Source organism: Enterovibrio norvegicus FF-33, assembly GCF_000286835.2.
Taxonomy (GTDB): domain Bacteria; phylum Pseudomonadota; class Gammaproteobacteria; order Enterobacterales; family Vibrionaceae; genus Enterovibrio; species Enterovibrio norvegicus_A.
In genome coordinates this window covers 39,240-58,341 of record NZ_AJYD02000001.1, presented here as the reverse complement: position 1 = coordinate 58,341, position 19,102 = coordinate 39,240, and the positions used below count along the sequence as shown (strand labels likewise).

Below are 19,102 nucleotides of genomic sequence, written 5' to 3'. Positions count from 1 at the left end.
TGTTGGTTCTTGTATCGCACTCAAGTTAAAGAGAATGGAAACAAGAGACAGATTATTTTGCTGCGCCCCAAGCGTCCGTCAAACCGCTAATGAGCGATTCGCTGGCGCCTTCACCGGTCAAATACTTGAGTATCACTGGGGCGAATTTTTGTACCATGCCCGGATCTAAGCCAAGTACACCGAAGACTTTGTCGACGGACTCTAAGTTGCCAAGGTTACTGGCGAGATCGTCTGGAATCATCCCTGTCAAAGAATCCATGCCCGGCACCATCTTGAGTAACTCACCGCTTTGTTCTTCCCCTAGGGATTGGTAAGCCATGGCAAGTAGGGCTCCCGCACCGCCTGCTGCTTGCTTGTCATTGACGCCAAGATCTGTCGACAGCAACGACGTGAGTGGGTTATCTGCCGTTTTTGTGTCTACGCCATTGAGTAAATTACTGGCTTCTTTGTTCGCTTCACCGAGTAGGCTGTCCAAGCTAAGTGCTTGAGCAGGTACTGCTGCTGTTGCGAGAATGGCACAAAGTGCCATCGTGTTGATTTTACGTAACATTCATATTCTCCTGAGGGGGCTTAACGGGTTACTGTGCAGTGACCAGCCCTTCGCGCCTTGGGTCGGCACCGCCTTCCAATGCACCACTGTCGATAACAATACCGTGAATGCCGGATGTTAAGTCACGAATATTGACGTTATATCCCATCTCTTCAAGTGCAGGTTTGAAACTTTCTGCATCCGTCCCTGCCTCGAGATCAAAAGTGCCAAAGCGATTGACGAGATGCGGTAAGTCGATGGCTGATTGAATGTCTAAACCCCAATCAAGATGCGCGACCAGTGTTTTGGCAACATAACCGATGATGCGACTGCCACCCGGTGAGCCTACCGCCATGTATGGTTTACCATCACGCATGACAATGGTGGGCGCCATGGATGAACGGGGGCGTTTACCCGGCTCAATGCGGTTTGCGATAGGCACGCCGTCTTTTTGTGTGGCAAAGGAGAAATCCGTTAACTCGTTGTTGAGCAAGAAACCACGGGTCATTAAGCGCGAGCCAAAGCCGTTTTCAATGGTGGTGGTGATGGAGACAATGTTGCCCGCTTTATCCACAATGGAAAAATGGCTGGTGGACGGCAGTTCGATGGACTGATCGTCGGCCAATGCCGGCGCTTTCATCGCATGGCTAAATTGTGGCATGCCGGGGGACACATCAGTCATGGCACCTTCAGCAGGGATCAATGCCGCGCGTGCTTTCAAGTATTCGGGTGCTAATAAGCCTTCGGTTGGCACTGGCACATAGTCAGTGTCTGCGATATAGCGTCCGCGATCGGCAAATGCCAAACGAGAGGCATCACCAATTAAACGCCAGCTTTCAGGGGAATCTTTGCCGAGGTCTTTCAGTGGGAAGTTGCTCAAAATGCCAAGGATTTGCCCAACGGTAATCGCGCCTGAGGTCGGCGGTCCCATGCCGCAGACTCGATATTGACGATAAGGGGCGCAGACAGGTTGGCGTTCAACAATGCGGTAATCGGCCAAATCTTTTTTACTCAATACGCCGGGGTTGCCCGCCGCGTTTTGGACGGTCGCGACAATGTCATCAGCGATGGGGCCTTGGTAGAAGTTGTCGACATCCTCTGCCACCATTTTCAAGGTGCTGGCGTATTCGAGGTTCACTAAACGATCGCCAATGCTCAGAGGGTTACCGTTGTCGTCAAAGAAATATTGGTGAGTCGCAGGGTAGCGGCGCAGCCTATCAGCATCGCCTTCAATCAGCGCCGCTAAACGCGGTGACACCTCAAAACCGGCTTGTGCCAGTTCAATAGCCGGGGTGAGCACGGCGCGCCAAGACAGGTCGCCATACTTAGCGTGGGTATCATGCATTAAACGCAACGTACCCGGCGTGCCGACGGACAGCCCACCAACAACGGCGTCATAGAATTTCAACGGCTGACCATTGTCATCAAGAAATAGTGTTGGCGTTGCTGCCATTGGCGCGGTTTCACGCCCGTCAAACGTGGTTAAGGCTTGTGCCTTATTATCCCAATACACCAAAAAAGCACCGCCACCAATGCCAGAGCTTTGCGGTTCAACCAAGCCCAGCACGGTTTGCACCGCGACCATGGCATCAATCGCATTGCCGCCTTTTTTTAGAATGGACTCGGCGGCTTTGCTGGCATGAGGATTGGCCGACGCCACCATCCATTGCGTGCCTTTTACGCTCTTTCGCATCACGCTGCCTGTGGCAAGTTCGGGCGCGATAGCATCGGTGATTTGACCTTCAGCAGTCGCGTTGGCAGTCCCTGTCATCATCAAGCTAAGTGCCAATGCGGACAAGAGTCGAGTCGGGGGCTTTTTCATTCTAATTCCTTTTAACGCACGAACGGTTAGCCTCTGAGTATAGTTCGCTAATGAGCGAGAAGTGTGTCGGATTAACGAGGCAGGATGTCAATTTTTCTCTGTGAAGGCAGAAGGATAGAAAAATATTGCGGGTATAAAAAAAACGGCACCTTGCGGTGCCGAGATATCAAGATGGGGTGCTTAACTTGCGCTTTTTCTTTTGTTGTCTGACTGCGTCAAACGTGAAGATAGCCAGCGCTGTCCAGATAAAGGCAAAGGTGGTGGCCTTATCCGCGGTGAACGGTTCGGTATAAATGCCCACGGCCAAAAAAAACATAATGGTTGGGCCGATGTATTGGAAAAAGCCCAGTGTTGATAAGCGCAATTTGGTGGCTGCGCCGTTAAAGCACAACAGTGGCAAGGTCGTGACGATACCTGCGGCGATCAGTAGCAGGTTCATGCTCCAACTGTTGTCGAGCATGTTTGAGGTCGCGCTGTCGGCAATAAAGAGTAAATAGATTGCTGACGCTGGCAATAACACTGCGGTTTCAATGAACAGTCCGGTGGCTGCATCCACATTGATTTTCTTTCGCAACAGACCGTAGCAGCCAAAACTGCCCGCCAGCACCAACGCAACCCAAGGCAATGAGCCAAAAGTGATAACTTGAATAGCCACACCAGAAAAAGCCAGTGCCACGGCGACCCATTGCAATCGTCGGAAGCGTTCGCCGAGAAATACCATGCCTAACACCACATTAAAGAGTGGGTTGATGAAGTAGCCAAGGCTTGCGTCTAACATGAGGTTGTTGCCCACGGCCCATATGAAAATGAGCCAGTTGGCGGCAATAACCACGGCAGTAACGGTTAAAAGTGCTAAACGCTTGGTATCTTTGAGTAGCAGTTTTACGCGGGCAAAGCTGCCACTCATTTTCACTATGATGGCGAGAAAGAAAAACGACCACAGCACACGGTGCATCACGACCTCCAATGCCGGGACGTCAGTTAACGCTTTAAAGTAGATCGGGGCAATACCCCACATGCTATAGGCACCAATGGCGAGAAATATGCCTCGGCGGGTTTGTTGCGCATCATTCACTGCAAGATCTCAACATACAAATTACGACAAAGAGCAAAAACCGCCTAAAGGCGGCGCGGGCAGCGAAAAATAAGGGGTATTGATGGCTTATCTAGCGTGGTAGTGCTGAATGGTCATCAAATATAAACGGTTTAGCTGCATCAATCAGTATATGGAGGATGTATCGCTAAGCACACCTTAAAGGTGACATATTGATGAGAAAATCGTGTGCAACAACGGCATGGCTTTCAACATTGGCGAAGGGCGTTTAGAATGAGCGCCAATTCATTGAAGAGAGGCATCATGACCGTCACTGATTCTGCCGCGCAAACGCTGGAACTGGCACAAGACGAATCTGTTTTGCAGTCGGTGTTTGGCTATCACAGCTACCGAGACGGTCAGAAGGAAGTCATTGATGCCGCTATCGCGGGTCAAGACTGCCTTGTCATCATGCCAACGGGTGGCGGTAAAAGCCTGTGCTACCAAATTCCTGCTTTGGTGCGCGATGGCTTGACGATTGTTATCTCTCCGCTTATTTCGCTGATGAAAGATCAGGTCGACCAACTGCTTGCGAACGGCGTGCAAGCGTCGTGTATTAACTCCTCCATGCTCCCAGAAGCACAAGCAGCAACATGGCAAGCACTGCGCGAGGGTAACCTCTCGCTGCTTTATGTCTCGCCTGAGCGCGTGTTGATGCGTGACTTTATCGAACGTTTGCAAGCAGTGAAGATTGCTCTGATCGCGGTGGATGAAGCGCACTGTATCTCTCAATGGGGACACGATTTTCGTCCCGAATATGCGCAACTGGGTAGCCTAAAACAGCATTTCCCGAATGTGCCTGTGATGGCGTTGACCGCCACCGCGGATGACGCCACGCGTCAGGATATTTGTTCGCGTCTTGCGTTAGATGCTCCGCACTCTTTCCTTGGTAGTTTTGATCGCCCCAATATTCGCTACACCTTGGTGGAAAAGCATAAGCCGCTGGCGCAATTGACCCAGTTTCTCGCCGGGCAAAGCGGACAAAGCGGCATCATTTATTGCAGCAGCCGCAAGAAGGTCGAGCAGGTGGCCGAAAAGCTGTGCGATCAAAATCTACGCGCAGCGGCCTATCATGCAGGCATGAGCAATGAACAACGCGCTTGGGTACAAGAAGCTTTCCAGCGCGATGACGTGCAAATTGTGGTGGCAACGGTTGCGTTCGGCATGGGGATTAATAAACCCAATGTGCGTTTTGTGGTTCACCATGATATTCCACGCAACATCGAATCCTATTATCAGGAAACGGGGCGTGCTGGGCGTGATGGTTTGCCCGCCGAAGCGGTGATGTTTTATGACCCGTCGGATATCGGCTGGTTGCATCGCTGTTTGGAAGAAAAGCCAGAAGGACCACAGAAGCAGGTGGAAAGCCACAAGCTTAATGCCATGGGCGCGTTTGCTGAGGCGCTAACCTGTCGCCGTCTGGTGTTATTGAATTACTTTGGTGAATATCGCGAGAAACCCTGCGGTAACTGCGATATTTGCTTAGATCCGCCCACGCTGTTTGACGGTACAGAGCAAGCGCAAAAAGCCCTGTCATGTGTGTATCGCGTGAATCAGAGCTTTGGTGTGGGTTACACAGTTGAAGTGCTGCGCGGTATGCAAAACCAGCGCATCAAAGAGCACGGGCACGAGAAGATCAGCACTTATGGACTGGGCAAAGACCACAGTCATGAGTATTGGGTCAGCATTTTCCGTCAGCTGATCCATCGCGGTTACCTGATGCAAAACATTGCACGAAGTTCTGTGCTGCAACTGACTGAAGAAGCACGTCCTGTCTTGCGCGGTGAAACATCGCTTGAACTTGCCGTGCCAAGACTCGGTCTGTCACCACGCAGTAAAGCCGACAAGCTTGGCAAACGCAATTACGACAAAAAGCTGTTCGCCAAACTCCGTAAACTGCGCAAAGCGATTGCAGATAAAGAAGACATCCCGCCGTATGTGGTGTTTAACGATGCCACTTTGATTGAAATGGCTGAAATGATCCCGACCTCGCAAGGTGAATTGCTGGCGGTCAATGGCGTGGGTCAGCGCAAGCTAGAAAAATACGGCCATGTATTTTTGGACGTGATTGAAGATCACATCACGCTCGACACGGATGATGCGAGTTATGGATAAACCACGATTTAGGTTATCGCATTTTGACGCCAATGAAGGGCGTTTGGTGTTGGCCGCGGATGGGATGGATTTCGACAACGCAGAAGCTATGCTAGATAGGTTTTGCCAACTGATTGACGCCAACGCGCAGGATAAGCAAACCGATGCCGATCTGCACACATGGTTGGTCGACTTTGAAGGTGTCACCTTTATGCTCAAAGCTGAGCATTACAGTGCCAGTGTGTGGTTAGAGCGCCTTGGTAAAGAAGGCGATGAAGAACTACTGTTTTTGCATCGCTGGTTAAGTAGACAACTCGCCTTTTCGTGATACCACGGCGACGCGACGACAGTTGGCAAGCCAAAAAAATGCTGTATAATTCGCCACCTTCTTTGCGTTATGCAACTGCACCGCGAAGCAGAAAAATACGGTGTCGAGTAGAATACTCGGCATAATAAGTACGTTTGGGTTCCCTCGCCCCCAATGACAAAAAGGTTCCAAATGAGCACTTTTACGCCCGCGCAACAGCGCAACGCCCTTTCCTATTTGGTGGTTTTCCACCTCGTTATCATTGCGTCTAGCAATTATCTGGTACAGCTGCCGTTCACCATTTTTGGTTTTCACACCACATGGGGCGCATTTACCTTTCCGTTTATCTTTCTGGCGACCGATCTGACTGTTCGTATTTTTGGTGCAGGCATGGCACGTAAGATCATTTTCAGCGTGATGGTGCCATCACTGTTGATCTCTTATGTGTTGTCGGTGTTGTTCTATCAAGGACAGTATCAAGGACTCGCGCACCTCACTGAGTTTAACCTCTTTGTGGCGCGTATTGCCGTGGCAAGCTTCATGGCTTACATGCTTGGTCAGATCCTCGATATTCATGTGTTCAATCGCCTACGCCAGACAAAAAAATGGTGGGTAGCACCTAGCTGTTCAACCGTGTTTGGTAACGCGCTTGATACCTTGGCTTTCTTTGCCATCGCGTTTTACAACAGCCCTGATGCCTTCATGGCGGCTAACTGGACGGAAATCGCCATTGTCGATTACGTCTTTAAGCTCATCATAAGCCTTGGCCTGTTTGTACCTATGTATGGCGTGTTGTTGAATTATCTTGTGGGTCGCATGACCAAGGTTAACGAGACAGCGCAGGCCAAGCTGGTTTAGCGTCTGCCTGCATATAAGATTGAGGGTAATAGAGCCGATCGTTTGATCGGCTTTTTTTTTGTCTGTTCGCCTATACTCGGAGAAAAAGCACATGAGTGCTGATCAAATAAGGATACACCCATGATCATTCGAGAAGGCACGCTGGCCGATGCCATCAACGTACTCGGTCAAATCGATGAATTTTCCCGTGAGGAAACGCTGGTTTCACTTAAAAAACGTATTGGTGACAAGCCCTTTTTGGTGCTGATTGCAGAACAAGATGGGGAAAGCTGTGGGGTGAAAGTGGGTTATCAATTGGATGAAGATTGTTTCTATAGCTGGCTAGGTGGCGTCACTCGTAAAGGTCGCCGTCGTGGTATCGCACAGGCGCTGTTGCATTCGCAAGAGCGCTGGGTCGCTCAACATGGCTACACCAGCTTGCGTGTGAAATCGCGTAATTGCTTTGCGGGCATGCTTTGTTTGCTACTCAATAACCATTACTTGATTGAGCACTTAGAGAAAAAAGACTCACTGGATCAATACCGCCTGCATTTTGTGAAGAAAATCACACATTATCAATGAGCAAAAATAAAGCAGTAATAATAACTTGTAAACGCTAATGAGAATGATTAGTATTTATTTCGTTCGATGGCGAAGGCAATCTTCACCAGAGAACACACGACATTGCTCACATTGCTTCCAGTAAATGTATTTGCATGAATCTGCTTACGTAGTGCAGTTTTCTGATGCAGGCGACGCCAACTCGGCGTCGCTTTTTTCTTTCTTCTTCTACTTCTTTTTCTTCTTCGCTTTTATACTCATGTCATATCAAACGTCTTTCACGCCATATCCACGAGTTTATCGACCAGTTTATTGATCCCAGAAGCCGCTTCACTCACCGATGTAGCAAGCATATAGGCAGGAGTGGAAAGCAAGCGTCGGCTTTGATCAAGCACGAAGTCATCAACGGGACAATTAACATGTTCACCGCCCATGGCATTAAATGCTGCTGCCGTCTCGGGGTCTGTTCCTATGGTCCCTTTCGCGCCTGGGCCATACACCTTTGGTATCAAGATCGGGGAAATACAAATATAGCCCGCTGGTTTTTCAGCGCTTGCGAACGCTTTACAAACACGCAGAACGTCTTCTTGAATGCTCATGGATACGCCTGTGTTGGCAAAATCACTGAGATTTTTTGCTACACCAAAACCGCCAGGTAAGAGCAGGGCATCAAAGTCATCCGGGTTCAACGTGGATATTGGGGCAATATCGCCACGACAAATACGCGCAGCTTCTTGCAAGGCGTTACGTGTGTCGCCTGATTCCTCGCCAGCATGGTGGTTAATGACATGAAATTGCTCTTCATCAGGCGCAAAGCAATACCAGCTTGCACCCGCTTGCTCTATCGCAAGAAGCGACAACACCGATTCTTGAATTTCCGAACCATCATAAAAACCACATCCTGACAGGATGACAGCCACCTTTTTCATAAATGTGTCCTCGTTGCAAGAAATCATCTTGCGGCGAAAGCGTGGATCGCCGCCGAGTTAATAGCCAGATCAAGCGTAGTCTATGAGCAAAACGATGGTGATTTGAATTCACGCTGATCACAACCTTAGAGAACGGTATTGTAAAAGATGCAAGGTTGCTTTGATCGGTGGTCAATTTCTTTTTCCACAGTCGATGATCTCCGCACGATCCTGATCCGGATCAATGACTTAGAGTTAAGTGCATAAAAACAAAAGATATATTTTCTGATTTTGTGCGTTTTTCACACATGATCTGAATTGCCAAAAATAAATACTAACAAAGTTATCCACAGCGAAAGGTGGGTGTCATGGGCGGGAAAGTGTTTATGCACAGGGCAGTTTGATAATGAGTCTGTAGGTCGATATGAAAATAAATGTGAGGGTATGAATCGAAGCGTGACTTGCTTTCTTAGCCATAGAAATCGAAATCGCGGGTTAACAGAATTCGCCAGTCGTGGCATCCTAGCCCATCAATCATTTTCTGGTTAGCTTATAACGTTATGGCGACGACTTCTGACAGTCCGTTGATTCTGGTCGACGGCTCCTCTTATCTTTATCGCGCGTACCACGCATCCCCTAGTTTGACTAACGCCAATGGCGAGCCAACAGGTGCGATTTACGGCGTGGTTAACATGCTACGTAGTCTGGTCAAACAGTATCCGACATCCAATGTGACCGTGATTTTCGATGCTAAAGGTAAAACCTTTCGTGACGATATGTATGCCGAATATAAAGCACATCGTCCGCCGATGCCGGATGACCTGCGCGGTCAGATAGCGCCATTGCATAAAATCATTGAAGCTATGGGATTCCCAATGCTGGTTATCGACGGTGTCGAAGCAGATGACGTGATCGGTACGCTTGCCGTGCAGGGTTCCAAGGCCAGTATGCCGATTCTGATCAGTACCGGTGATAAAGATATGGCGCAGCTGGTGGATGAGAATGTCACTCTCATTAATACCATGACCAATGTCATCATGACCCCACAAGGCGTGCATGATAAATATGGTTTTGGCCCAGAGTACATCATCGATTATCTGGCTTTGATGGGTGACAAAGTCGATAACATCCCAGGTGTCCCTGGTGTAGGTGATAAAACCGCGACGGCTTTGATCGCGGGTATCGGTGGATTAGAAGAGCTATACGCGAACCTTGATAAAATTGCCGACCTTGGATTCCGTGGTTCTAAAACCATGGCGAAGAAACTAGAAGATAATAAAGATGGGGCGTTTCTTTCTTATCAGCTTGCGACCATTAAGCTAGATTGTGAATTGCCGTTTACACCCGAACAATTGACTAACCGTGCGCCTGAAAATGACAAATTGGTTGAGCTGTTTACTGAGCTTAATTTCAAGCGCTGGTTAGCGGAAGCGCAAAGCGGTAGTGCTGGCATGGATGCTGTCGCTGAGCGAGCGGTCGCATCCGGTACGCCTTCAGCATCGGGTAAAAAAGAAGACGTAAACTTTTCAGCGGCAAGCATTGATCGCAGCAAGTACGAAACCATTTTGACCGAAGAAGCGTTTCGCGTTTGGATGGACAAACTGCGCAGTGCTGACGTGGTGGCGTTTGACACAGAAACTGACAGCCTCGATTACATGGAAGCCAATCTGGTTGGCCTCTCTTTTGCCGTTGCAGAAGGTGAAGCGGCTTACTTGCCTGTTGCCCACGATTATCTCGATGCGCCACAACAGTTAGATAGAAACTGGGTACTGGCAGAAATGAAAGCATGGCTAGAAGATGCCGGTGCACTCAAAGTCGGTCAGAACCTGAAATATGATTCGAGCGTGTTGGCGCGTTATGACATTGAGATGAAGGGCATTGCGTACGACACCATGCTTGAATCTTATGTGTTTAATAGTGTGGCTGGGCGTCATGACATGGACAGTTTGGCATTACGCTATCTGCAACATGCTTGCATTAGTTTCGAAGAGATTGCGGGTAAAGGTAAAAAGCAGCTGACGTTTAATCAAATTGAGATGGAACAAGCCGCGCCGTATGCCGCGGAAGATGCGGATGTTACCTTGCGCCTACACAATGTGTTGATGGCGCATTTGCTGCAAGACGAAAAGCTTAAAGTTATCTTCGAGCAATATGAAATGCCGCTTGTTCCTGTGTTGTCACGTATGGAGCGTCATGGCGTTTTGATCGATGCCGACATGCTTGCTACGCAATCAAAAGAAATTGCCATCCGTCTTGATGAATTAGAAAAGCAAGCGTTTGAGTTGGCGGGAGAAGAGTTCAATCTTAGCTCTCCAAAACAGCTTCAAGTCATTTTGTTTGAAAAGATGGGTCTGCCGGTAGTCAAGAAAACCCCATCAGGCACACCGTCAACCAATGAAGAAGTGCTGCAAGAGTTGGCACTGGACTACCCACTGCCTAAATGTATTCTCGAATACCGTGGTCTAGCCAAGCTGAAGTCGACTTACACCGACAAGCTGCCAAGGATGGTGAAGCCGCAAACCAAACGCGTGCATACTTCTTATCACCAAGCGGTGACTGCGACAGGTCGTTTGTCTTCGGCCGATCCAAACTTGCAGAATATCCCTATTCGTAATGAAGAAGGGCGTCGTATTCGTCAGGCGTTTATCGCACCACCGGGCAAAGCTATTCTTGCTGTCGATTACTCGCAAATCGAGCTTCGCATTATGGCGCATCTGTCTGGCGATGAAGCATTGCTTGAAGCTTTCCGCAACGGGAAAGACATTCACAGTGCCACGGCGGCAGAAGTGATGGGGATTGATATTAGTGAAGTGACCAGTGAAATGCGCCGTCGCGCTAAAGCCATTAACTTTGGCTTAATCTACGGCATGAGTGCATTTGGTTTGGCCAAACAGTTGGGAATTCCTCGTGGCGAAGCGCAGCAATATATGGAGCGTTATTTTGAACGTTATCCTGGCGTGCGTCAGTACATGGAAGCCACGCGTTTACAGGCTGCCGAGCAAGGTTATGTAGAGACTATTTTTGGTCGTCGACTACACTTGCCAGAAATCAATTCAAGCAATGGTATGCGCCGTAAAGGGGCTGAACGCGCTGCGATTAACGCACCGATGCAGGGAACAGCGGCAGATATCATTAAACGCGCGATGATTCTTGTCGACAGTTGGATTGGACAACAGCCTGAAGGTCGTGTTGCTTTGATCATGCAAGTACACGATGAATTGGTGCTGGAAGTCGATATCGCACACCTTTCGGATGTTGAGCAACAGGTTTGTAAGTTAATGGAATCTGCCGCCTTACTTGAAGTTCCTCTCGTGGCAGACTCTGGAACAGGCGAAAACTGGGATCAAGCCCACTGATTAGTCGACCATATGGTCGATACCCATCACACAATCACTTAAATTTCATAACGAAAAAAGCCCGTATAGACGGGCTTTTTTATTGATTTCATGAAACATTGTGAATACATAAAGCACTATTTTTTATAATTTGATGAAAAAAAACTACGTAAAGGGTTTTCTTAATCGGCCATTTGATATACATTTAGCGACGTAGGGTACAGAGGTAAGATGTTCTATCTTTCAGACCTTTTGTTTCACGTTATTGGATTTGGCTGATTCAGCAGCCCCGGTCGATGAATGTCGACCGGGGCATTTTTTATTGTGAAAACCCGTTTTCTCTTCAGTTTTAATTATCGAATAAAAACCATTAAAAACAATGAATTAATCTATTTGCAGTGTAGGGGTTATAATTTATCGCCCATGATTAGAGTAATTACTTTAATTTAAAGTTCTCGGCGCTATAATGACCGCTGCTTCTTGTTCTTGATGTGGTTAGGGTGGTCTGCAACGCTTTTTAGGCAGATGGCTTTCACGTTATTTGTGACCGATCTGAGTATTCAGATCGGTCTTTTTTTATCCGCTAAAATTGTAATTCACTTCCAGAATAAAGATCAGGCAGAGTATGTGAATGGAATGATATTTATCGACAAAAAATAAGTATCATATAAGAAAATCAAGATGTTAAAAATCAGTGCATTACAGAGGTTGAATACATTATCTGTCTGTAAAGAAAGGCAAAAATACTTAGCGTAACGGCAGGGCTAACTTGCGGAGATGGAGATTATGGATGACACTCAAATCATAACGAATAAGAAAAAACCTCCTATTTCTCTCCCGTTACCCCACCTTCTGGTGGGGTTTTATTTGTCTGAAATCCAACAAAGCTTATGGTTTACCAAAGAGATGGTTACTGGTTAGACGTTGAATCGTCGTTAGTAGCGATAACGTCGTTCTCTTCTGCGTCGACAGTCGTCTCTGCATCCATTTCAAACACGGGGAAATACCAGCTATCTAGCTTCTTACGCAGCATGTCAACGCCAATGCCTTTTAGCGAGGAGTAGAGTTCGACTTGTACGTTACCACCGAAATCTAGAGCGGCTTCTCTTACCTTGGCTAACTCTGCTTTACGTGCGCCACTTTTTAGTTTGTCACATTTGGTTAGCAGCGCCAAAATTGGCAAGTTGCAGTCAACCGCCCAAAAGATAAGCTGCTGATCAAGCTCTCTCAGCGGGTGACGAATATCCATCAACACGACCAATCCTTTCAATTGCTCACGTTTTTGTAAATATTCACCCAGTGATTTTTGCCATTTTTTCTTCATTTCCAGTGGAACTTGCGCGAAGCCATAGCCCGGCAAGTCGACAATGTGACATCCCTCATCCACTTTAAATAAGTTGATCAATTGTGTGCGACCCGGCGTTTTACTCACTTTAACCAAGCTTTTATGATCACAAAGTCGATTAATTGAGCTAGATTTACCAGCATTAGAGCGTCCCGCGAACGCGACCTCTATACCGGTATCAGGCGGCAAGTGCCTGATATCTGGGGCACTGGTGATAAAGTGTGTGTTGCGATAGTTGAGTGAAGGATTCACTGTTAACTCCGTCTCGACTTTATGTAGTCGACTGATTACTTTTATGTGAAATTGTGTAAAATGACCGTGCTCGGTTTTTGCTCGATGATTGTATCATGATGGCGTGGGCATCGTGGTATTGGAAGCTTGATAATTATAAATGGAATGTCATGAAGAAATTAGCGCTACTACTCACTTTAATTGCGAGTTTTACCGTCTATGCACAGGGTGATGCAGAAGCAGGTAAAGCAAAATCAACCACTTGTGCCGCATGTCACGGTCCTGACGGCAATAGTCTCATTCCGGCAAACCCCGTTCTGGCAGGTCAACACGAAAAATACCTGTTAAAGCAACTTCAAGATTTTAAGCTCGGTATGACGACGGGTGGAGAGCAAGGCCGTTACAATGCAGTAATGGCCGGCATGGTGGCATCATTGTCCGAACAGGATATGTCTGATCTCGCTGCTTACTACGCATCACAAACCGCCAAGCCAGGTGCGACACCTGAAACGTCGGTTGATCTCGGTGAGCAGATTTATCTGGCGGGTGATTCAGAGCGCGGCATTGCGGCGTGTATTGCTTGTCACGGTCCACGTGGTAACGGCACATCACTGTCAGGGTTTCCTAAAATTTCTGGACAGCATGCCGAATACGTCTCAGCTCAGTTAATGGCGTTTCGCGATGCGAAGCGTAATAACGACTTGAATAGTATGATGCGTATCGTTGCTAGCAAATTGTCGGACAAAGAGATCGACGCTATTTCCCAATACGTTGGCGGTTTGCACTAATTTGTTCGCTCGTTAAGTTTCCAAAAGGCAGCTGAGGCTGCCTTTTTTGCGTCTATATTCAGAGCAATATTATTAGACGTAACACTGAATTATACATCTTGAGGTTACTCAGATATCAATGTCTGCCGAGCATTTTCACGCGCTATTTTGTAGGTGATCGCCCAACTTCTAGTAAGTATTCTTCCCTAAAACTTGCCTGTTTTTGTTTTTTTCTCCTACCTTTCAGTTAGATAATAATTCTCAAAATAAAATGTATGTTTGAAATGTGAGTCGACGCCTATTTTGTATTTTTTATCGGCGTAGAATTATTTATGTCGACTGGGAACACGACATGGAAAAGGACAGTCAGGAAGACTAACGCAGGGCTGCGATTAGGATTCAAACGGAATTTGGCTTGGAAAGCCTTCGTCACCAGGATGTGCTGCGTCAGGATGACCAACAGTGTGAAGGATTCACATGGTAACGGACAACCACTTGGACGGTGGTCAGGACACTACCAGGATGGTGAAGATGACAGGATGTTGTGAGTCATACTCAAATAAAAAACGGCAGGACGCCCTCAATACAAACGGAAATTTGTTCACCGGGATGTGGCATTACTGTTAGGGATTGAAGCGGTATAATCCGTTCATTAGAACGCTCTAGAGCGACAGGCTTTGCCTGTCGCTTTTTTCTTATCCAGCTTTCTGTTACATTTCCGCCATTCAATCTGGTGCAGAAACCCTCAATGACCCTTGATTGCCCGCTTTGTCAGTCGACGCATGTCGTCGATTTTGAGCAGGATAAACGTCGTCGCTACTTCCGTTGCGAGCCTTGTTCGTTGGTGTTTGCCGACCCAGCTAGTCGGCTGTCACCGAAAGAAGAAGAGGCCGTATATCAACAGCATGAAAATGAAATAAGTGATGAGGGATACCGCCGTTTTTTAGGCCGCTTGGCCGATCCATTATTGGAAAAACTCGGTAGTGCGCCACTCGAAGGATTAGACTTTGGGTGTGGCCCTGGGCCGGCATTGGCCGCGATGCTAGAAGAGGCAGGGCATAAAATGGTCTTGTATGATCCTTATTTCATGCCGGATCATAGTGTACTTGGTACCACCTATGATTTTGTTACCTGCACCGAAGCGATTGAACACTTTTATATGCCTCACAAGGAATGGGGACAGTTATTGAGCCTGGTTAAGCCTGGAGGCTGGTTGGCAATCATGACCAAGCTCGTTATTGATGTTGATGCATTTAAGCATTGGCACTACAAGAATGACCCAACCCACGTGAGTTTTTTCAGTCGCGAAACGTTCTGCTTCTTGGCAGGCCGTGATGGTCTTGACGTGGACTTTGTTGGTAACGACGTAATTTTACTGAGGAAGAAAAACGAATGACCCGCAAGAAGAAAGCCCGCAAAGTTGGCTCTGAAGGTCCAGCGCAATATAGTGATCGTTCATTAAGTCACAATGACATTGCGGCTCTGGCAGCCAAGCGTAAAAACAAGCGCAAAGGCTTAAAAGCCGGTTCTCGTCATTCAGACGGTACGGTCGAGCAACAACGCATTGCTCAGCAAAAGCGCGACCCGCGCTTGGGCAGCAAAACTGCGGTTCCATTGGTGGTTGAGCAAAAACCACATCCTAAATCTGCAGCAGGCAAAAAAGTGCGTCGTGTTAGCGCTGAAAAAGAGCTGGAGATGCTGGAAAATGATGCACAACTCAATGTGTTGATTGACCGTATTGAAAACGGTGAGAAGCTAGGTTCTGGTCTGCAAAGTTACGTTGACGAGAAACTCGACCGCATTGAAGTGTTAATGAACCAACTGGGCTTGTTTGAAGAAGACGAAGAGCCAGTCGAGACAGAAACACCGAAGAAATCAAAACGTCGCGGCGATGATGATTTGCTGGCGGAGTTTGAAAACGTCAAATTTGATCAGGAGTAAATGTTGGAGACTCTTCCTTTAGGTGTGTTGGCACTAGGCGGTGCCATTATTCTGGGGTTAGCCATCTATGCGGGCTGGCTGTTGGCGAAATTACGTCATCAGACCAAATTGCAGGCTGCGCAAATGGATGCTGCTACTAAGAAACGTAACCTCAAAATCATTGAAAGTGTGGATGTGATTGCCATGGCAACGCTGCAAGAGCAGTGTGATTTTTCGGAAGCGGCTATTCGTCTTTTTATGATCATGGATCACCTCCAAGGGGAGAAGCGCGTTGATTACCCCACGCGCTACCCAGCATTGTATGAACTGTATGACGTGGTCAAGGACATGCCCCGAGGCGACGCGCGCAAAGCGATTGATAAGAAAGAACGCATGCGAGACAACATGGTACGCATGAAAACCGAAGCGCGTCTTCAACAGGCCATTCATACCGAACTGGAAGAAATACTGGCGTTTACTGGGGCGAAAATGACCCCGATTCGCACGTTAGCGAGCTGATCGATACGATCAAGCCAACAGTTTTCCCTTTGGCTAGAAGGGAAAGATTCATCCGCGACCGGAGAGTGTGTCAAAATATGCTCTCCGGTTGTTCATTTTTGGCGGGAACACAAATGTCTACGCAGCAAATCATTTGGGATCAGGCGCTTATTGAGAAGTATAACTACTCAGGGCCGCGCTATACCTCTTACCCGACCGCATTGGAATTTCACGAAGTTTTCACTCCAGCAGAATTTGATATGGCGTGTGCGCAGTATCCTGAGCGCAATTTGTCTTTGTACGTGCATATCCCGTTCTGCCATACCCTTTGTTACTACTGTGGGTGTAACAAGGTGATCACTCGTCATGCGCACAAAGCCGATGCTTATCTCGATGCGCTTGAAATTGAAATCCGTCAGCGAGCCTACTTGTTAGGTGATCGTCATGTCACTCAGCTTCATTGGGGGGGCGGTACCCCCACATTCCTGTCAAAAGCCCAAATCACTCGATTGATGGGTCTACTGCGTCAAGAGTTTCGTTTGAGCGAAGATGCCGAGATAAGCATCGAGGTTGATCCGCGCGAAATCGAACTCGACATGATGGATCATCTGCGTGCAGAAGGGTTCAATCGTTTAAGTATCGGTGTGCAGGATTTTGATAAAACGGTTCAGAAAGCGGTAAACCGTGAACAGGACGAAGATTTTATCAAAGCGTTGGTTGTGCGAGCGAAGGCCTTGGGCTTTCGTTCCACCAATCTGGATTTGATTTATGGACTGCCGCACCAAAACGGTGCGACATTCGCTAAGACCCTCAAACAAGTGGTAGAGATGAAACCGGGTCGTTTGTCCGTGTTCAATTACGCGCACTTACCCGCCTTGTTTGCCGCGCAACGCAAAATCAAAGATGCCGACCTGCCATCACCGCAAGAGCGTCTTGGCATGCTTGAGCAAACCATCAGTACTCTGACTGGCGCTGGCTACCAATTTATTGGCATGGACCATTTCGCGCTGCCTGATGATGAATTGGCGGTCGCGCAACGCGAAGGTATTTTGCATCGTAATTTCCAAGGCTATACCACGCAGGGTGATTGTGACTTGCTGGGTTTGGGTGTGTCTGCCATTTCCATGATTGGGGATTGCTATGCTCAGAATCAGAAAGAACTGAAGAAGTATTACGGGCAAGTGGAAGATAAACGCCATGCGCTGTGGAAAGGCGTGATGCTCGATGCCGATGACTTGCTCCGTCGTGAAGTGATCAAATCACTGATTTGTAATTTTTCTCTCGATAAGAAAGTCATTGAGCGCGATTACGCACTGGTGTTTGATGAATACTTTGCTGATGATTTAGCGTTACTGAAGTGCTTTATCGATGATGATTTGGTGACGGTAGACGATAGCCATATTCAAGTGACGCTGAAAGGGCGCCTGCTGATCCGCAATATCTGTATGTGCTTTGATACCTATTTGCGTGACAGAGCCCGCCAGCAGCAGTTTTCTCGCGTTATTTAAGTCTGCTCAATGTGCCATGAGCTAAAAATGAAAAAAGCCGCGGTTGCGGCTTTTTTAGATCAGGCGTCATCGCTTCTTAGCGTTTATGCGCCACTGCTGAGGCTAAATACAGCCAATACAACAGCAAGGGCTGCGGCTGCCAATTGGCCAGGGCCAGCCGCTGTCATTTCATTCAGGGTAAACAGTGCGTCGAACATGTCACATCTCTACGGTGTCGTGGTGTAACTAAAACCCCATGAGTCTTAGTACGAAAATTCGGCGGCATTGTACGTGAGTTGTGAACAAAAAAACACCAGCGTTTGCTGGTGTTTTTGACTGTCGGTTTTTTGAGCCAGTAGCGACTAGCTACGCGCTAATGCTTTAGCCGTGAGTTCTGCTTTCTCGCTGTCAGACAGATAGGCGATTTCAAGACCATTTTGCTGCAGCTGCGTAATTTGCGTTTGGGTCAGTCCCACTTGTGGCGCAGCCACTTCGTATTCATAAGGCAGCTCGATACCGGACACTGCTGGGTCGTCGGTATTCAGTGATGCAAGAATGCCGTGTGACAGGAATTGCTTGATAGGGTGGCTTTCTAGCGATGCAACGGTGCTGGTTTGCACGTTGGACGTCAGTGCCGTTTCGATACCAATGCGGTGTTTTGCCAGATATTCCATCAACGCAGGGTCTTCGATGGCTTTTACGCCGTGACCAATGCGGGTAGCACCAAGCTCATTAATCGCCTGCCACATGCTTTCAGCCCCCGCGGCTTCGCCCGCATGCACGGTCACGTTAAGGTTAGCTTTGCGTACTTTGGCAAAGTGATCGTTAAACTGATGACCTGGCTGACCCAGTTCATCACCAGCAAGATCGATAGCAATCAGGTGTTGTTTTAGTGCCAGCAGCGCATCAAGCTCTTGCATACAGGCGTCGACACCAAAAGTGCGGCTCATGATACCAATAAGGTTGGTTTTCACGCCAAAATCGCGGCTACCCGCTTGCACACCGTCAATCACTGCCTCAACCACACCTTGAACCGGAAGGTTGTGTTTCATTGCCATGTAATACGGCGAAAAACGCAGCTCCGCATAGTCGATACGCGCATTTAGTGCATCTTCCACGTTTTCGTAAGCAACGCGACGAACCGCATCCAGATCGCCCAGCACAGCAACACCCCAGTCGAGTTTTGACAGGAAACCGACGAGATCCGGCTCATTTGACATCACTTGAACGTGCGGGCGCAGTGTCTCGATAGTATCAGCAGGAAGCGTCATGCCGAACTTCTGACCCAGCTCCAAAATAGTGCGAATACGAATATTGCCATCAAGGTGTCGGTGCAAATCCGTCAAAGGAAGGTGGGTTGCGATCATT

16 protein-coding genes are annotated in these 19,102 nt (G+C 48.0%); 10 read left to right on the top strand and 6 right to left on the bottom strand.

The window, feature by feature from the left end:
- Positions 1 to 52: 52 nt before the first annotated feature.
- From A1OO_RS00270 to rarD, 3 genes are all read right to left on the bottom strand, one after another.
- Positions 53 to 550 (bottom strand): DUF2780 domain-containing protein, encoded by a 498-nt coding sequence (locus tag A1OO_RS00270; protein WP_016959477.1) that lies wholly within the window; start codon positions 548 to 550, stop codon positions 53 to 55.
- A 28-nt stretch (positions 551 to 578) separates the two neighbouring features.
- Positions 579 to 2,351 carry a gamma-glutamyltransferase gene (ggt, locus tag A1OO_RS00265; protein WP_017005005.1) on the bottom strand — a complete coding sequence of 591 codons (1,773 nt, stop codon included), beginning with the start codon at positions 2,349 to 2,351 and terminating at the stop codon, positions 579 to 581.
- 166 nt (positions 2,352 to 2,517) lie between these two features.
- Positions 2,518 to 3,426 carry an EamA family transporter RarD gene (rarD, locus tag A1OO_RS00260; protein ID WP_017005004.1) on the bottom strand — a complete coding sequence of 303 codons (909 nt, stop codon included), beginning with the start codon at positions 3,424 to 3,426 and terminating at the stop codon, positions 2,518 to 2,520.
- Between the two features lie 282 nt (positions 3,427 to 3,708).
- Here rarD and recQ point away from each other — a divergent pair, with 282 nt between their 5' ends.
- The 4 genes from recQ to A1OO_RS00240 all read left to right on the top strand — a co-directional run bounded on the left by recQ (position 3,709) and on the right by A1OO_RS00240 (position 7,264).
- Positions 3,709 to 5,559, top strand: coding sequence for an ATP-dependent DNA helicase RecQ (recQ, locus tag A1OO_RS00255; RefSeq protein ID WP_026024071.1), 1,851 nt, complete (start codon positions 3,709 to 3,711; stop codon positions 5,557 to 5,559).
- A complete protein-coding gene (locus tag A1OO_RS00250) occupies positions 5,552 to 5,866 on the top strand; it encodes a DUF3630 family protein (RefSeq protein ID WP_016959473.1) in 315 nt (104 codons plus the stop codon). Before recQ ends, A1OO_RS00250 begins: the two co-directional genes overlap by 8 nt.
- Before the next feature lie 171 nt (positions 5,867 to 6,037).
- A complete protein-coding gene (locus tag A1OO_RS00245) occupies positions 6,038 to 6,703 on the top strand; it encodes a 7-cyano-7-deazaguanine/7-aminomethyl-7-deazaguanine transporter (protein WP_016959472.1) in 666 nt (221 codons plus the stop codon).
- A 120-nt stretch (positions 6,704 to 6,823) separates the two neighbouring features.
- The gene (locus A1OO_RS00240; RefSeq protein ID WP_017005002.1) at positions 6,824 to 7,264 is read left to right on the top strand and encodes a GNAT family N-acetyltransferase; all 441 of its coding nucleotides are present in this window, start codon (positions 6,824 to 6,826) and stop codon (positions 7,262 to 7,264) included.
- Positions 7,265 to 7,521: 257 nt separating this feature from the next.
- Here A1OO_RS00240 and elbB read toward each other — a convergent pair whose 3' ends face one another.
- The gene (gene elbB / locus A1OO_RS00235; protein ID WP_017005001.1) at positions 7,522 to 8,172 is read right to left on the bottom strand and encodes an isoprenoid biosynthesis glyoxalase ElbB; all 651 of its coding nucleotides are present in this window, start codon (positions 8,170 to 8,172) and stop codon (positions 7,522 to 7,524) included.
- Between the two features lie 539 nt (positions 8,173 to 8,711).
- Here elbB and polA point away from each other — a divergent pair.
- Positions 8,712 to 11,507 carry a DNA polymerase I gene (gene polA, locus A1OO_RS00230; RefSeq protein ID WP_017005000.1) on the top strand — a complete coding sequence of 932 codons (2,796 nt, stop codon included), beginning with the start codon at positions 8,712 to 8,714 and terminating at the stop codon, positions 11,505 to 11,507.
- Positions 11,508 to 12,396: 889 nt separating this feature from the next.
- On the opposite strand, the gene yihA is transcribed toward polA, so the two are convergent.
- Complete coding sequence (gene yihA / locus A1OO_RS00225) at positions 12,397 to 13,083, bottom strand: ribosome biogenesis GTP-binding protein YihA/YsxC (RefSeq protein WP_016959466.1); 687 nt, start codon at positions 13,081 to 13,083, stop codon at positions 12,397 to 12,399.
- Positions 13,084 to 13,232: 149 nt separating this feature from the next.
- Between yihA and A1OO_RS00220 the strand changes: the two genes are divergently transcribed.
- The 5 genes from A1OO_RS00220 to hemN all read left to right on the top strand — a co-directional run bounded on the left by A1OO_RS00220 (position 13,233) and on the right by hemN (position 17,755).
- Complete coding sequence (locus A1OO_RS00220; protein WP_017004998.1) at positions 13,233 to 13,850, top strand: c-type cytochrome; 618 nt, start codon at positions 13,233 to 13,235, stop codon at positions 13,848 to 13,850.
- Positions 13,851 to 14,577: 727 nt separating this feature from the next.
- On the top strand, positions 14,578 to 15,225 hold the full coding sequence (locus tag A1OO_RS00215; RefSeq protein WP_017004997.1) for a class I SAM-dependent methyltransferase: 648 nt from the start codon (positions 14,578 to 14,580) through the stop codon (positions 15,223 to 15,225).
- Positions 15,222 to 15,770: a Der GTPase-activating protein YihI gene (yihI, locus tag A1OO_RS00210; RefSeq protein ID WP_017004996.1), complete on the top strand. Its 549-nt coding sequence runs from the start codon at positions 15,222 to 15,224 to the stop codon at positions 15,768 to 15,770. The genes A1OO_RS00215 and yihI overlap by 4 nt, the downstream gene beginning before the upstream one ends.
- Positions 15,771 to 16,268: a DUF2489 domain-containing protein gene (locus A1OO_RS00205; RefSeq protein ID WP_017004995.1), complete on the top strand. Its 498-nt coding sequence runs from the start codon at positions 15,771 to 15,773 to the stop codon at positions 16,266 to 16,268.
- Between the two features lie 113 nt (positions 16,269 to 16,381).
- Positions 16,382 to 17,755, top strand: a complete 1,374-nt coding sequence (gene hemN / locus A1OO_RS00200; RefSeq protein ID WP_016959461.1) for an oxygen-independent coproporphyrinogen III oxidase — start codon at positions 16,382 to 16,384, stop codon at positions 17,753 to 17,755.
- A 341-nt stretch (positions 17,756 to 18,096) separates the two neighbouring features.
- Here hemN and add read toward each other — a convergent pair whose 3' ends face one another.
- Entirely contained in the window at positions 18,097 to 19,101 is a 1,005-nt protein-coding gene (gene add / locus A1OO_RS00195; RefSeq protein ID WP_016959459.1) for an adenosine deaminase, read from the bottom strand.
- Position 19,102: the final 1 nt, after the last annotated feature.